Below are 15,254 nucleotides of genomic sequence, written 5' to 3' on the forward strand. Positions count from 1 at the left end.
CCGGCTCAGAAGGGCTCCCAGTCCGACGGCTGGCCGACCCGGCCACGGACGCGGAACTCCCGCGCGTCGTCGTCGACGCGGGTCTCGACGACGACCTCGAACGGCTCGTGGAGGGTGTGAACGACCTGTTCGTCGTGGGCGGTCGAGCCGACGACCCCGACGAACGGCCACCCCTCGCCGGAGGTCTGCGAGGTCATTACCCGGGTGAACCGGTAGATACGCTCTGGCTCCCAGTACATCAACAGCTGGGACAGCGAGTAGACGCCGACTGCGCGGTCGCGGCCCACGGAGGACTCGACGATGTCGGTAAACTTGATCCCGATGTCGGTGAGGTTGCCGGCGCTGGCGACGTACTTCGTCGCCGGCGTGTCCTCGCGCTTGTCGCCCTGCTCGTGGGTGACGCAGTCGATGACGACCACGTCGTCGCCGTCCGCCCCCGTCAGCTCCTCGTAGTCCTCGCGGACCTTCTCCGCGGTCCGTCCCGTCGAGATCACGACCGGGCCCGTGGACCACCCTGCGAGCAGCCGGTTGAACAGGTCGTACTTCCCTCTCATCGGCGGACCGCTGATGAGGACGCTGTCGGCACCGCGGACAGCGTCGGGAAGCACAGTCATTTTGTGGACGTGAGAGTGTGTCGGGTAAAACCCTTCCGAGGGATCACTTTCGAAGCATGGAGGGGAGGTCGAGCGACGAGGGCGGGCCCTCCCGCGGCCCGTCGGTGAGTGTCAGTTCGCGTATCGCCCCGGGGAGCGCGGCCGGCACCGGAGACTCGCGCGGTGCGCCGGCGCCGTCGACGAGCGACGACCAGACAGCCTCGTCCTCCGGGTCGTCCCGCTCCGCTTTCGCCTCCAGCGCCTTCGTTCGCCCCTCGTCGTAGGCCAGCTCGACGATGCTCCGGTCGTAGCTCCCCGAGAACGTCTCCAGCACGCGGTCGAGCTCTTCCGGGCGGGGGTTGTCGACGCCGGCCGCGACGCCCAGCGCGAAGGCGCGCTCGACCGCCTCCTCGCGGGAGAGGTCGTCCCACTCCGTGCCGAACGTGCGGTCGTACATCAGTGCGTCACCGTCGCCGCCGGGCCGACGCGGAGCCCGCCGTCGGTGAACTCCACGTCTTGGATGTCGGTGTCGACGTCCGTTCCCCGCATTTTCAGCACCTGGACCCCGCGGCGCATCCCCTCGTCTTCGAGGTAGTTGTGCATGAAGACGACGCCGTGCGCGAGGTAGTGCTCCTCGGAGTACGCGCTCGGGTCGGTCATCTCGGAGATCAGAAGCGTCGTCGCGTCGGTCCGCTTCAGCGAGGAGAGCAGCTGGATCATCGTGTCCTCGTCGTCGTCTAAGAGGAACCGCAGCAGCATCGTCGAGTCGAAGACGACGCGGTCGATGTCGCGGGAGTTGATGAACCCGGTGAGCCGGTTGGTGACCCCCGAGCGGTCGCGGCGGTCGCCGGGGAGCCCGAAGAAGCGCCGGCCGTCCGACGAGAAGGAGTCGAGGAAGGTGACGCGGTCGGAGTCGAGCGCGCGGTCGAACCCGAAGTCGTAGCCGCTCATGTCCTCGCGGATCCCGTCCTTCGTCTCGTGCATGCTGATGTAGAGGACGTCCTCGCCGTTCCGAGCGCCTTGGGCCGCGAACTGTGAGCAAAACGTCGTTTTCCCGCTCCCGGGCGGGCCGCTGACAACGTAGAGGCGGTCCTCGGGGAACCCGCCGTCGACGAGGTCGTCGAACCCCGGGACGCCGCTTGAGACGCGCATACGTAGGGACCCGTTGGACGGCTGATAAGCGTTGGCACCCGGTTCTCACCCGTGAGAACCGATCGCCGGCGGACGCCGACGCGGTCGCCCGGCGCTCGCTCCGCCCTCTCGGCTACGCTTCCGCGGCCTCGACGTCGTCGAGGTCGCCTGCGATGGCCTCGTCGACGTCCGGCGAGACCCACACGACAAACCGGTCGTCCGACTTGACGATACCGCGGACGCCCTCGTCCTCGACGGTAGTGCTCTGATCGACGTCCTCGGGCGAGACGTCGCGAACCTGGAACACCTCATCGACCATCCAGCCGACCGTGCCGCCCTCGTCGATCTCGTCGTCGTCGAAGACGACGATCCGCTCTCGCGGACCGGCCTCGTCGATGTCGAACAGCGTCTTCGGGTCGACGATCGTCGTCGTCCGGCCGCGGAGGTCCATGACGCCCTCGACGTGGTCCGGCGAGTTGGGGATCCGCGTGAGCTCGCCGGCGTCGACGATCTCGTCGATGACGCCGATGTCCAGACAGTACGTCCCGTCGCCCAGGCCGAACTCCAGCACCTTGGTCGGTTCGGCGTCCGCCTCTGTGGCTGCCATGCCCGTACCTGCGGTGAACCGACAAATAACCGTGTTCCCTGAATTATCAGGGGTGATTACTGGGTCCGTGGATTTATGCTGATTCTGGGCGCGCTGTGGAGTATGAGCAGGACGACGGATCGGCGCGGCGGTCGGGACGGGTCGCCGCGGGTGGTGGTCGTCGACGATTCTCCGTTCATGCGGGGATTGATAAGCGACCTCTTGAGCGACGCCGGGGTCGCGGTCGTCGGCGAGGCGGGGGACGGAGAGGAGGCGCTCTCGGTGGTGGCCGAGACGCGCCCCGACGTCGTGACGATGGACGTCGAGATGCCCGGAATGGGCGGGCTCGAAGCCGTCGAGCGCCTGATGGAGGAGACGCCGACGCCGGTGTTGATGCTGTCCGCGCACACGGACGAGGGGGCAGAAGTCACCTTCGAGGCGCTCGACCGGGGCGCGGTCGACTTCTTCGCGAAGCCGGGCGGCGAGGTGTCTACCGGCGTCTCGCGGGAGTCGGACCGGCTCGTCGAGGCGGTGCGCTCGGTTGCGGACGCCGACCTCGACGCCGCGACCCGCGAGCGTGACGATCCGAGCGCCGCGGCGTCGCGCTCGCCGGGCGCCGCGTCGGAGGCGGACGCCGCGGACGTCGACGGCCCGCTGACGGTCGTGATCGCGGCCTCGACCGGCGGCCCGAACGCAGTCGAGCGCGTGCTGTCGGCGCTGCCGATGGCGGACTGCCGCGTGGTGATCGTCCAGCACATGCCCGAGGCGTTCACCTCGCGGTTCGCGAACCGGCTCGACGAGGCCTCAGCGTACGACGTGCGGGAGGCGAGCGACGGCGCCCGGATCGGCGCCGGCGAGGCGCTCGTCGCCCGCGGCGGAAGCCACACACGCATCGACAGCTACCGGTCGGGGCGGCTCCGGGTGAAGCTCGACGAAGACGACGACTCCCACACTGTCACCCCCGCGGCGGACGTGACGATGCGCTCCGCGGCCGAGGTGATCGACGACCCGCTCGTCGGCGTCGTGCTGACCGGCATGGGCTCGGACGCGGCCGAGGGGATCCGCGCGATGGCCGACGCCGGGGCGTACACGCTAGCGCAGAGCGAGGACACCTGCGTCATCTACGGCATGCCGAAGCGCGCCGTCGAGACGGGCGGCGTCGACGCGGTGTGCGACCTCGACGACGTCGCCGGCGCGATAGTGGGGGGTGAGGCCTGATGGACTCCCACCGCGCCGCGTTCGTCGCCGAGGCCGAAGACGGGATCACCGACCTCAACAACGCCCTGCTCGCGCTCGAAGCGGACCCCGAGGACGCCGAGGCGATGGACGACGTGTTCCGCGTCGCTCACACCCTGAAGGGCAACGCCGCGGCGATGGGGTACGAGGGCGTCTCCGACTTCGGGCACGCCCTCGAAGACCTGCTCGACGCGGTCCGACAGGGCGAGCGCGAGGTGACGCCCGAGCTGATGGACCTCCTCTTCGAGGGGGTCGACACCGTCGAGGCGATGGTCGACGAGATCGCCGACACCGGCGAGGTGTCGACGGACCCCTCCGACCTCGAATCGCGCCTGCGCGAGATGGAGGAGCACGGCACCGTCGGCGGGAGCGACGCCGGCGGAGACGGCGATTCGGCCGGCGGCGCCGGCGATGCCGCGGCCGACGAAGGCGACGCCGGCGGTGACGATGATGGCGGAACCGAAGCCGACGCGGACGGGGAGGCCCCCGACATCTCGGTGCCGGAGCCGCCGGCGGCCGCGGACGACCTCCCGGACCCGGTCGCGTACGCGGACGTGACGATCGGCGAGGCCCAGATGCCGGGCGTCGACGCGGCGCTCGTCCTCCAAGCCCTCGACGAGCAGTTCGACGGGCACGTCACCGATCCCGCGCCCGAGGCGCTGGAGGACGGCGAGTACGACGAGGGGTTCGACGCCTTCGTCGGCGGCGCCGACCCCGAGGTCGTCGCCGAGGGGCTCCGGGCGCTCACGCAGGTCGAGGCGGTGACGGCGGCCGCGGTCGGCGGCGGCGACGCCGCCGAGGTCGAATCGAGCGACCCGGACGCCGAATCGGCGGCCCCCGAGCAGTCAGCCGCCGAGTCGGGCGACGCCGGGCCCGAACCCGCCGACCCCGGCGACGCTGACTCGGGCGAGATCGACGCCGAAGGCGCGGCGGAGCCGGCCGCGGCCGACGCGGACGACGAGCCCGACCAGTCCGACGACGACGGCGAAGCCGAGCCGTCCGCTGACGACTCCAGTTCGCCGTCGGACGACTCCAGTTCGCCGTCGGACGACTCCAGTTCGCCGTCGGACGACTCCAGTTCGCCGTCGGACGACTCCGGGTCCGCCGGCGGGACCGACTCCAAGTCCGGCGACGAGATCAAGTCGATCCGCGTCGACGTCGATCAGGTCGACGAGCTGTACGGGCTCGTCGAGCAGCTGGTGACGAGCCGGATCAAGCTCCGCCGCGAGATCGAGGGGACGGACGCGGAGTCGGACGCCTTAGACGAGCTCGACAAGCTCGCCTCCAGCCTCCAAGACACGGCGATGGACATGCGGCTCATCCCGTTCTCGCAGGTGTCCGACTCGTTCCCGCGGCTCGTCCGCGACATCTCGCGGGACCTCGACAAGCGGATCGACTTCGAGATCGAGGGCGACGACGTCGAGCTGGACCGCACGATCCTCACGGAGATGCGCGACCCGCTCGTCCACGTCCTGCGGAACGCGGTCGACCACGGGATCGAGTCGCCCGAGGAGCGCGAAGCGGCCGGCAAGGACCCGACCGGCCACGTGTCGCTCACGGCGGAGCGCGAGCGCGACCACGTGATCATCGAGGTGTCGGACGACGGCGGCGGGCTTGACCCCGACCAGCTCCGCGAGAAGGCGGTCGACGAGGACGTCAAGAGCCGCGAGGCGGTCGAGGCGATGGAGGACGACGAGGTGTACGACCTCGTCTTCCACCCCGGCTTCTCGACCGCGGAGGAGGTCACCGACGTCTCCGGCCGCGGGGTCGGGATGGACGTGGTCCGGACGACCGCGCGCGACCTCGACGGCTCCGTCTCGATCGAGAGCGAGCCCGGCGAGGGGAGCACGGTCCGGTTCCGGCTCCCGGTCACCGTCGCCATCGTGAAGGTGATGTTCGTCGACGTGGGCGGCACGGAGTACGGCATCCCGATCAAGTCGATCGCGGAGGTCGCCCGCGCCGACGACGTCGAGGAGGTCCACGGCGACGAGGTCGTCAGACACGAGGACGACCTCTACCCCGTCGTCCGGCTGAACGAACGTCTCGGCGAGATCGATCCGACCGCGGCGGAACGGCCGACCGAGACGCCAGCCGCCGACGGCGGCGTCGCGGCCGACGAGCCGGGAGACGACGGGTTCGTCCCGGCCGACCCCGCGGCGCCCGACGGGTCCGGCGAGGGCCCGAGCGACGACGGCATGCTCGTCCGGATCCGCGAGGAGACGCGCAAGGTCGCGCTCCACTGCGACGCGGTGCTAGACCAGGAGGAAGTGGTCGTCAAACCCCTCGACGGCCCGCTCTCGGGGACGCCGGGCCTCAGCGGCACGGCCGTCCTCGGGGACGGGGACGTCGTGGCCGTCCTCGACGTGGTGAGCCTATGAGCGGGTCGGCGGACGACGGCGAGACGGCGTTCGAAGGCGTCCTCCGGCAGATCGACGACACGGTGCCGTTCGAGCCGGGGTACTACAACGAGTCGTACCTCGACCGCCGGATCACGGCGCGGATGCGGCGGCGCGACACGGAGTCGCACGCCGAGTACGAGCGGATACTCCGCGAGGACGCCGACGAGCGGCAGGCGCTGATGGACGCGCTCACGATCAACGTGACGGAGTTCTTCCGAAACCCGGAGATGTGGGACGTGCTCCGGGACGTGCTCCGCGAGCGGACCGCAGACCAGCGGCGCGTCCGCGTCTGGTCCGCGCCCTCGGCGGACGGCCGGGAGCCGTACTCCGTCGCGATGCTGGCCCGGGACGACCCGGAGATCGACGAGTCGCGGATCGAGGTGCTCGGCTCCGACATCAGCGAGGAAGCCCTCGAAAACGCCCGCGAGGGCGTCTACCACACGACGCGCACAACGGACATCGCCGAGGAGCTGGAGCCGCTCTCCGACCCCGACAAGTACGTCGAGCGCGACGAGGACACGTTTCAGGTGCGCCCGGCGGTCAAGCGCCTCGTCGACTTCGAGACGCACGACCTGATCCGCGACGGCGCCCGCGACCCGTTCGACGTGGTGCTGTGCCGGAACCTGCTGATCTACATCGACGTGGACCACAAGGCCGCCCTGTTCGACACGCTGGAGGCGTCGCTGGCGGACGACGGCGTCTTAGTGTTGGGGATGACGGAGAGCGTCCCCCCGGACCGCACCGACCGCTACGAACCGATCGACAAGCGACGACGGGTGTTCGGGAGGCGCTGATGTCGCTGTACCAGCACGCCCGGGACGGGAACGCGGAGCGCCTCCGGGACGCGCTCGGCAGCGACAGCGCGGCCGTCAGGCGGCGGGCGGCGGAGTTCCTCGGCGAAGTCGGCGAGGAGAGCGATCAGGCGACGGTCGACGGGCTGCTCCGCGCGGCGACGACGGACGACGACCCAGAGGTCCGCGGGTCGGCGGTCGACGCGCTCGACGCGATCGGCGAGGAAGCGCTCCAACAGCTCCTTGAGGAGCTCACGGGCGGCGGCGGCGACGCCGAGGCCGAGTGGGTCACCGCGCGGAAGTTCGCCCGCGCGCTGAAGGCTGACCGCCCGGAGCTCCGGATGGCGGCAGCGAACGCGCTCGGGCGGCTCGACGACGCGAGCGGGGTCCAGCCGCTCGTCGGCGCGCTCGACGACGAGGACGCCCGCGTCCGGCTCCGCGCGGCGCAGGCCTGCGGGACCTTCGCGGACGCCCGAGCGGTCCCCGGCCTCCGCGAGCGGCTGGACGACGACGACCCGCGCGTGCGCCGCGCCGCGGCCAACGCGCTGGGGACGATCGGCACCGACGAGGCGCTGTCGCCGCTGTTGGACCTGCTCGACGACGGCGACGAGTCGATCCGCCGGATCGCGGCCGGGGCCCTCGGGAAGGCGAGCACGCCCGAACCGGTCGAGCCGCTCGCGCGGGCGCTCGGCGACGAGAGCGCGGTCGTGCGCAACGCGGCGGTGTACTCGGTGATCGAGCTGCTCTCGAACGTGCCCACCCAACAGAGCCACGCGGTCCGCGACCAGGTGGTCTCGGAGCTGAAGGCGGCCGACGACGCGACCGTCGTCGAGCCGCTCGTCGAGATCCTCACCGACGGCCAGCAGAGCCGCCAGCGGCGGAACGCGGCGTGGATCCTCGGCCGGGTGGCGGACCCGGACGCGTCGACGGCGGTGGAGGCGCTCGCCGACGCGCTCGCGGACGACGACCCGCAGACCGCGCAGTTCGCGGCCACGAGCCTCAAGAGCCTCGGCGGGCCGGTCGTCGAGGACCGTCTGCTCGACAAGCTGAGCCCCGAACACCCGGAGGACGCCCGCGCGAAGGCGGTGTTCGTCCTCGGACAGATCGGCGGACAGGAGACGCTCAACCGCTTGGAAGAGTACGCGGACGACGACAGTCAGGCCGTCAGGAAGCGCGTGTTCTCGGCCGTCTCGAAGCTCCGCGCGGGGGGTCCGTAAATGGCGCAGGACCAGGGCGAGTACAAGATCACCGACACGCAGGCGAAGTTCGCGGTCGCGGTCCGCGAGGGGCGGAAGGTGAGCGACGTCTCGTGGACGCCCGGGCGCGTCCTGCTCTCGAACCGGCGGCTAATCCTGGCCGGCAACGACGGGAAGCGGACGATTCCGCTGTCGAAGCTGGAGCGGCTCGGCGGCCGCCACGACGCGAACCAGTCCGTCGCGCGCGTCTCCAACTACGTGAGCTTCGACTTAGGCGATCAGGTCATGCTCGTCGCCGCCTCCGACCACGAGTCGTTCGAGCGCGACGTCTACCGCGCCCTGCTTGACCAGAAGACCGTGATGGCGAAACACCCCGCGATCGAGGGGGGCGTCGTCCAGGACACCGAGTGGGAGCAGGCCCGCGTGAAGATCGACGAGAACGGGCTCAACGCCGCCTTGGAGCGCGGCGCGTTCGTGAAGTTCGACCTCGACGACATCAGCGGGCTCGACGCCGCGAAGCGCACGGTGAACGGCGAGAAAAAGCCCGTCATCGAGGTGTCGCACACGGACGACGAGGGGACGAGCATCGAGACGCACGTCGCTGGCGACCCGAGCCGGATGCGGTTCGTCGAGTCGTGGCTCCGGAAGGGCGAGGAGCGGTCGTCGACGAACGTCGACCTCTCCAGCCGCGACCGCGAGGTGCTGATGGCGCTGTACTCCGGCGTCTCGCCGTTCGAGATCCCCTCGTTCCTCGGGATGGACGTCGACGACGTCGAGGAGACGTTTGAGCGGCTGGTCGAGCTCGAAGTGGTCGAGGAGGTCCGGATCCGCCGCGAGGTGGCGCTCAACTCCCGCGGCCGCAACATCGCCAGCGAGGCGATGAACGAGCAGTGAGGCGCGGTCTCCGCTTCTCGACCGCGCGGTGTCGCCGCGTCGAATCACAGTTAAGTCGGTGCCGCGTCGAGTCCGCACATGAGCTACGAGGCGGTCCTCTTCGACCTCGACAACACGCTGTACCCGTACGCCCCCTGTAACGAGGCGGGCAAGCGGGCCGCGCTCGACGCCCTCCGCGAGCGCGGGTACGAGCTCGACCGCGCGGCGTTTGACGACCTCTACGCGACCGGTCGACGGGAGGCGAAACGCGAGACGCGAACCACCGCCGCCTGCCACGACCGGCACGTCTACTTCAAGCGCGGGCTGTACCGTCGCTCCGGCGAGCCGGACGTCGCGGCCGCGCTGGCGGCCGGCGACGCCTACTGGGACGGATTCCTCGCGGAGATGTCGCCCTGCGACGGCGTCGAACCGGCCTTCGACGCGCTCGACGCGGCCGGGATCGACGTCGCGGTCGTGACCAACCTCACGACGCGGATCCAGCTGCGCAAGCTCACGGCGCTCGGGGTCGACGACCGGATCGACTTGCTCGTCACCTCCGAGGAGGTCGGCCGCGAGAAGCCGAGCGCGCTCCCGTTCACGACCGCGCTCGCCGAGCTGGACCGCCGGCCGAGCGAGGCGCTGGCGGTCGGCGACAACCCCGAGACGGACGTCGCCGGCGCGAACGCGGTCGGTCTCGACACCGCCCTCTTCGTCGCCGACGGCGACGCGCCCGCCGAGGCGGACCTCTCGGCGCGGCAGCGCCCCGACCGTCGGCTCGACGCGCTCACCGAGTTGACGGAGGTGGCGGCGTGACCCGCGACGACGCCGGGGGAGACCCCGAGCCGGGAGCGAACCCCGACCTCCTGCGCGAGGCGCGCGACGCGGTCGCCGAGTACGCGCCGGCGCTCGCCGATCTGACGCCCGGCCGGACCGGAAACCTGAGCGTCCGCGACGGCGACGCGGTGGCGGTCACGCCCACCGGCGTCCCCTACGACTCCTTCGACGCGGGGGACGTGCCCGTGGTGTCGCTGGACGGTGAGCGGCTCGCCGGGCGCATGGCGCCGTCGAGCGAAGTGCCGATGCACACGGGCATCTACGGGCACGACCGGCCGGGCGCGATCGTCCACACCCACTCGCCGTGGGCGACGACGATGGCGACGCTCGGCCGGAAGCTCCCGCCGGTCCACTACATGATCGCCGCGGTCGGCCGTGAGGTGCCGCTGGCCGACTACGCGCCGTACGGGACCGAGGAGCTGGCCGCGAACGTCGTCGCCGCGATGGCCGAGGCGGACTCCGACGCCGCAATCTTAGCGAACCACGGGCTCGTCGTCACCGGCCCGGACGTGGAGACGGCGGTCGAGAACACCCGCCACGTCGAGGACATCTGCCGGCTCTACCTGCGCGCGTCCGCGGTCGGCGAGCCGCACGTCCTCACCGACGAGCAGATGGCGACCGTCGAGGAGCGGTTCGAGAGCTACGGCCAGCAGCCGGACGCGGAGTAGGGGCGGCGGCGCCGGCAGTCGGCCGGTTTTATAAATACACGGGCGGCTACCGGATCGGTATGACAGACACGGAGCCGGCGCCGGCGGTCCGTGAGACCGCCGAGTCGATCGCGACGATGGAGATCCGCGGCGCGGCGACCATCGCCTCCGCGGCCGCCGAGGCCCTCGCCGAGCAGGCGGAGGCGGCGGCCGCGGCGGACGCGACCGCGAGCGACCCCGCGGCGTTCCGCGCGTCGATGCGCGCCGCGGCCCGCACGCTCCGCGAGACGCGCCCGACCGCGGTGTCGCTGCCCAACGCGCTCCGATACGTCCTCCAGCGGATGGAGGGCGACTCGGTCGACCGACTCCGCCTGAGCGTCGCCGACGCGAGCGAGGCGTTCGTCCGTCAGCTCGACCGCGCGCAGGAGGACCTCGGGCGGGTCGGCGCGAACCGCCTCGCCGACGGCGACACGGTGATGACCCACTGCCACTCCACCGACGCGCTCGCGTGTATCGAGGCGGCCGTCGAGCAGGGGAAGTCGATCTCGGCGGTCGTCAAGGAGACGCGCCCGCGCCAGCAGGGCCACATCACCGCCGAACAGCTCCGCGACGCGGGCGTCCCCGTCACGCTCATCGTCGACTCCGCGGCGCGGCGGTACCTCGACGAGGTCGACCACGTCGTCGTCGGCGCGGACTCGATCGCCGCCGACGGCGGCGTCATCAACAAGATCGGCACCTCGGGGCTCGCGGTCAACGCCCGCGAACGCGGCGTCCCGATCATGACCGCGGCACAGACGATCAAGCTCCACCCGGAGACGCTGACGGGCCACACCGTCGAGATCGAGATGCGGGACGAGAGCGAGGTCATCGACGCCGAGACCCGCGGGGAGATCGGTGAGATCGCGGTCGAGAACCCAGCGTTCGACGTGACGCCGCCGCGGTACATGGACGCGATCGTCACCGAGCAGGGGCAGTTCCCGCCCGAGAGCATCGTGACGCTGATGCGGGAGCTGTTCGGCGAGGGCGCGGCCGAGCCGTGGGCGGAACCATGAGCGGACGCGACGGCGCGGGCGACGACGACATCGCGTCCGAACCTGGCGACGGCGAGGGCGTCGACGACTGGGACGAGACGGTCGCGGCGTGGGGCCGCGAGGTCGACGAGTGGGAGGGCGAAGGTTCCGAGGATCGAGGGGACGGCGACGGCGGCACCGCGACCGACGGGGCAGCCGACGACGGCGCGGGGAACGACGGCGCGGGGAACGAGGCCGCCGACGGCGGTGCGCCCCCCGCCGGCGACGGGGTCGACCCGTCGGTCGACCGCGACCCCGACCTGAACCCCGACGACGCCGACCGCGTCCCGAAGGTCGTCTCGGCGGGCCACATCAACTGGGACGTGACGATCCACGTCGACCGCCTCCCCGAGCCCGACGGCGAGACGCGGATCGACCGGCTCGAACAGTCCGGCGGCGGCAGCGCCGCGAACGTCGCGGTCGGGCTCGTCGACCTCGGCGGCCAGTCGGTCGTCTACGGCAGCGTCGGCGGTGACGAGTCGGGCGCGCTGGCGCTGCGCGAGCTCGCCAGCGCCGGCGTCGATCCCGGCCAGGTACTCGTCGACGCCGCCGAGCCGACCTCGGTGAAGTACGTCATCGTCGACGGCGGCGGCGAGCTGCTCATGCTCGCGAACGACGGCGCGAACGAGTCGTTCTCCGCGGCCGGGCTCGACCGCGACACACTCGCAGCCGCCGACCACCTCCACCTCACCGGCCAGCAGCCCGAGACCGCCGCGGCGCTCGCGACCGCGGCCGCCGAGGCGGGTGCGACCCGGAGCTTCGACCCCGGGCGCCGCGTCGCGGACCGGGAGTTCGACGCCGCGCTCCACGCGAGCGACGTGCTCTTCGTGAACGACCGGGAGGCCGACGCGCTCGCGGCGGCCACGGACGTCGATCCGTGGGAGCCGGAGGACCGCGTCGTCGCGATCAAGCTCGGCGACGAAGGCGCGACGGTGCGGACGCCGCACGGCAGCGTCTCGCACCCCGGGTTCGACGTCGACCCGGTCGACACGACCGGCGCCGGCGACGCCTTCGCGGCCGGGTTCCTCGCGGCCGCGCTGCGGGAGCCGGAGATCACCGGCGACGGGTTCTCGCACGACCCGCGCGACTACCAGGTCCCGATCCTGGTCGGCAACGCCTGCGGCGCGGTCGCCACCGAGTCGGTGACCGCGCGCACGGACCTCTCGTGGGACCGCGTGCGGGACCGGATGGGCGAGTCGCCCGAGACGGACCTCCTCATCGAGGTCCGCGGCTGAGACGCCGCGGTTTGACGCCGGGCCGCCGCGTCAGTCCTCGTAGTCGAACGCGACGGCGAGGTCGTCGGCGCCGAAGAAGACGAACCGATAGCGGCCGGGAACGAGGTCCGGACAGACCCGGAACGCGTCCGCCTGCGGCCCGTCCCCGACGAGCCCGGACTCGCTCATCTCGAACTCCCACGTCAGCGTCCCCCCGGGCGGGACGCCGATCGCCACGTCGTCGTAGCCGACGGCGGGGTCGCCCTCCGTCGCGCGGAGCTCGGTCCAGCCCGCCTCGGTCAGGATCTCCAGGTTGTACTGCCCGCGACTACCGACGTACGCCGTGCGACCGGAGACGTTCGTCAGTTCGATCCGGAACGCAGTCCCGCGGCCGATCGCGAGCGGATCGGACCCGGGGGCGTCGTCGCCGGGGATCACAACGCGGAGCGCGAGCGGGCCGTCGCCGCCGGCGCTAGTGCCGACCCCGCCCGCGCCGCCCCAGTTGACGCCGCCCTCGTAGAGCTGTGGGTGACGCTCGGCCCCCTCCGCGCCGCAGTCGAACGAGGCGGGGACGTTCGACGGCCCGTGGTCGGGTCGGATCTCCCCGGCGAGCCCCTCCGGGTCGCGGATTCCGTCGGCGTCGCGCACCGTCCCGGTCTCGCCCCAGCCGTCGGTGACCGAGAGCCGCGCCGCCCGGGGGAGGGGATCGCTCGTGACCCGGAGCAGCGCGGCCGAGTAGGTGATCGCCTCGCCGCAGGTGACATCGTCGCCCCCCGGCCCCTGAACCGTCGCGTTCGCGACGAGGGTGCCGTCCTCGACCGCGACCCCGCCGAACGCGATCTCGTCGTGACAGGTGTCCGGCCCGACGGACTCGACGTAGCAGAGCCTCGACGCCGCGAAGTCGGTCTCCTCGACGAACGCGCGGACCCGTTCGGGCGCGTCGTCGAACAGCCCCGTGCCCTCGCCGTGCTCCTCGGTGATCAGCGCGCAGAACCCGCGTCGCTCGTTCCGGTTCCACGCCGGCCCGGAGAGGGCCGCGCCGACCTGCTGAACCGCCGTCGTCACCCCGTCGCCGCCGTCCCCGCCGTCGCTCGCGTTACCGTCGCCGTCGCGTCGGTCGCCGCCGTCCGTTCCGTTTCCGCCCGGGATCGGGTCGCCCGCCTCGGTACATCCCGCGAGCGCGGCGACGCCTCCGACGGCGACGCCGTGGAGGGCCGCTCGCCGCGTGAGACCAGTCATACCTCGCGGTACGCTGTCGATACGTAAGTCCCTCCTGTAGACGCAAACGCGCGTCTAACCAACCGGTCCGCGGCCGGTCCGGGAGCGCGGGACGCGTTCCGGCCGGCCTACGCCGGCGGTGCGAACAGCGCCTCGACCCCCTCGGCGTCGAGGTCGGCGGCGAGGCCGAGCGCGAGCGCGACGCGCGCCTTCGGGGCCGGGAGGTCGCCGGCGAACGTGACGCCGTGGTCGGCGAGCGTGACGGCGCCGCCGGCGGTCCCGTACACCGGCTCCGTCGGCCCGGCGGGCGGGCGCCCGGCCACGACGACCGGCACGGACTCGACCGCTTCGCCGATCGCCTCTCCGAGCGCCCCGGTGACGTTCCCGAGACCGGTCCCCTCGACGACGATCCCGCCGACCCCCGCGTCGAGCGCGTGTTCGAGCGCGCCCGCACCGACGCCGGTGCCCGAGTGGATCACCGGGACCTCAGGCACGTCCTCAGCACCCTCGACGGCGTCTGCGAGGGGATCGACCGAGACGCCGCGCTCGGGGGTGCGGACGACGCGCGAGGCGGCGCGGGTGAACGTCGCGACCGGACCCGCGCCCGGCGAGGTCATCGTCGACAGCGCGTTGCTGTGGCCCTTCACGACGTCGCGGGCGGCGTGGAGTTCGTCGTCGAACGCGACGTGGACGCCGCGCGAGAACCGGCTGTCCGCGGCCGCCCGAACCGCGAGCGCGAGGTTCGCCGGTACGTCGCTGGAGGGCTCGTCGAGCCGCCGCTGCGCGCCGGTGACGACGACCGGCGCGTCGAGGTCCGTGAGGAGGTCCAGCGCGAACGCGGTGTCCGCCAGGGTGTCCGTCCCGTGGGTGACGACGATGCTGTCGGCAGCCTCGTCCGCGCTCACGCCCGTCCGGTCCGGGCCTTCGCCCACCGCCTCGCGCGCCGCCGCCGCGGTCGCGAGCACGTCGCGCCACCGGACGTCGAACCCCGGCCGCGAGCAGACCTCTCTGGCCGTCACCCGCGCGTGGTCGCTCACGGCCGGCACCGCCGCCACGAGGTCGTCGCCGGTCTTCTCCGGCGCCGCACCGTCCTCGCCCGGTTCCGAGGCGATAGTGCCGCCGCAGGCCACCACCGCCACGCCCGGGCGACCGCCGTCGGTTCGCGCCGCGGGTCGCTCTCGGTCGCTTCCGGTGCCGCCGCGCCGGCCGTTCGAGTCGCCGCGCCGGTCGCGGTGATCGGTCTCGGTCATACCGGTCCTCGCTCCCCGACGGACAAAGCGATTGGTACCGCGGCAGGCGCTCGGCTCGGCGCGCGCCGGACCGCGACCGGGGTCGACTACCGGCGGCTCGCGGCGGTCGGACTGCTCCGCGGGCCCAGACGCTCCGAAACCCTCGGTTCGGCACAGATCTCGAAACAAAGGATTAGCGGAGCCGATAAACAGTTAAAATATCTCTGAGCGGGTTTT

15 protein-coding genes are annotated in these 15,254 nt (G+C 72.1%); 9 read left to right on the forward strand and 6 right to left on the reverse strand.

Features of this window, described 5'->3' with window-relative positions:
• Positions 1-5 precede the first annotated feature (5 nt).
• The 4 genes from EXE47_RS00845 to EXE47_RS00860 form a co-directional block, all read right to left on the reverse strand.
• Complete coding sequence (locus EXE47_RS00845) at positions 6-614, reverse strand: hypothetical protein (protein ID WP_137707949.1); 609 nt, start codon at positions 612-614, stop codon at positions 6-8.
• 43 nt (positions 615-657) lie between these two features.
• On the reverse strand, positions 658-1,050 hold the full coding sequence (locus tag EXE47_RS00850; RefSeq protein WP_049930392.1) for a hypothetical protein: 393 nt from the start codon (positions 1,048-1,050) through the stop codon (positions 658-660).
• Complete coding sequence (locus EXE47_RS00855; RefSeq protein ID WP_049930394.1) at positions 1,050-1,745, reverse strand: ATPase domain-containing protein; 696 nt, start codon at positions 1,743-1,745, stop codon at positions 1,050-1,052. Before EXE47_RS00855 ends, EXE47_RS00850 begins: the two co-directional genes overlap by 1 nt.
• 112 nt (positions 1,746-1,857) lie before the next feature.
• The gene (locus tag EXE47_RS00860) at positions 1,858-2,331 is read right to left on the reverse strand and encodes a chemotaxis protein CheW (RefSeq protein WP_049930396.1); all 474 of its coding nucleotides are present in this window, start codon (positions 2,329-2,331) and stop codon (positions 1,858-1,860) included.
• 102 nt (positions 2,332-2,433) lie between these two features.
• Here EXE47_RS00860 and cheB point away from each other — a divergent pair, with 102 nt between their 5' ends.
• From cheB to EXE47_RS00905, 9 genes are all read left to right on the forward strand, one after another.
• Positions 2,434-3,528, forward strand: a complete 1,095-nt coding sequence (gene cheB, locus EXE47_RS00865) for a chemotaxis-specific protein-glutamate methyltransferase CheB (protein WP_176450746.1) — start codon at positions 2,434-2,436, stop codon at positions 3,526-3,528.
• Positions 3,528-5,924 (forward strand): chemotaxis protein CheA, encoded by a 2,397-nt coding sequence (locus EXE47_RS00870; protein WP_137707950.1) that lies wholly within the window; start codon positions 3,528-3,530, stop codon positions 5,922-5,924. The genes cheB and EXE47_RS00870 overlap by 1 nt, the downstream gene beginning before the upstream one ends.
• Positions 5,921-6,739: a protein-glutamate O-methyltransferase CheR gene (locus EXE47_RS00875; RefSeq protein ID WP_049930399.1), complete on the forward strand. Its 819-nt coding sequence runs from the start codon at positions 5,921-5,923 to the stop codon at positions 6,737-6,739. The genes EXE47_RS00870 and EXE47_RS00875 overlap by 4 nt, the downstream gene beginning before the upstream one ends.
• Positions 6,739-7,953 (forward strand): HEAT repeat domain-containing protein, encoded by a 1,215-nt coding sequence (locus EXE47_RS00880; RefSeq protein WP_049930400.1) that lies wholly within the window; start codon positions 6,739-6,741, stop codon positions 7,951-7,953. The genes EXE47_RS00875 and EXE47_RS00880 overlap by 1 nt, the downstream gene beginning before the upstream one ends.
• The gene (locus EXE47_RS00885) at positions 7,954-8,826 is read left to right on the forward strand and encodes a CheF family chemotaxis protein (RefSeq protein ID WP_049930402.1); all 873 of its coding nucleotides are present in this window, start codon (positions 7,954-7,956) and stop codon (positions 8,824-8,826) included.
• A gap of 78 nt (positions 8,827-8,904) precedes the next feature.
• Positions 8,905-9,618: an HAD family hydrolase gene (locus EXE47_RS00890; RefSeq protein WP_137707951.1), complete on the forward strand. Its 714-nt coding sequence runs from the start codon at positions 8,905-8,907 to the stop codon at positions 9,616-9,618.
• Positions 9,615-10,307 carry a class II aldolase/adducin family protein gene (locus EXE47_RS00895; protein ID WP_137707952.1) on the forward strand — a complete coding sequence of 231 codons (693 nt, stop codon included), beginning with the start codon at positions 9,615-9,617 and terminating at the stop codon, positions 10,305-10,307. Before EXE47_RS00890 ends, EXE47_RS00895 begins: the two co-directional genes overlap by 4 nt.
• Positions 10,308-10,366: 59 nt before the next feature.
• Positions 10,367-11,338 (forward strand): ribose 1,5-bisphosphate isomerase, encoded by a 972-nt coding sequence (locus EXE47_RS00900; protein WP_086215819.1) that lies wholly within the window; start codon positions 10,367-10,369, stop codon positions 11,336-11,338.
• A complete protein-coding gene (locus tag EXE47_RS00905; RefSeq protein WP_086215818.1) occupies positions 11,335-12,591 on the forward strand; it encodes a carbohydrate kinase family protein in 1,257 nt (418 codons plus the stop codon). The genes EXE47_RS00900 and EXE47_RS00905 overlap by 4 nt, the downstream gene beginning before the upstream one ends.
• A 30-nt stretch (positions 12,592-12,621) precedes the next feature.
• Here the strand turns inward: EXE47_RS00905 and EXE47_RS00910 are convergent, their stop codons facing one another.
• Positions 12,622-13,809, reverse strand: a complete 1,188-nt coding sequence (locus tag EXE47_RS00910; RefSeq protein ID WP_137707953.1) for a hypothetical protein — start codon at positions 13,807-13,809, stop codon at positions 12,622-12,624.
• Positions 13,810-13,916: 107 nt separating this feature from the next.
• A complete protein-coding gene (locus EXE47_RS00915; RefSeq protein WP_137707954.1) occupies positions 13,917-15,038 on the reverse strand; it encodes an asparaginase in 1,122 nt (373 codons plus the stop codon).
• Positions 15,039-15,254 lie beyond the last annotated feature (216 nt).

Source organism: Halorubrum sp. GN12_10-3_MGM, from assembly GCF_005435235.1.
Lineage (GTDB): Archaea > Halobacteriota > Halobacteria > Halobacteriales > Haloferacaceae > Halorubrum > Halorubrum ezzemoulense.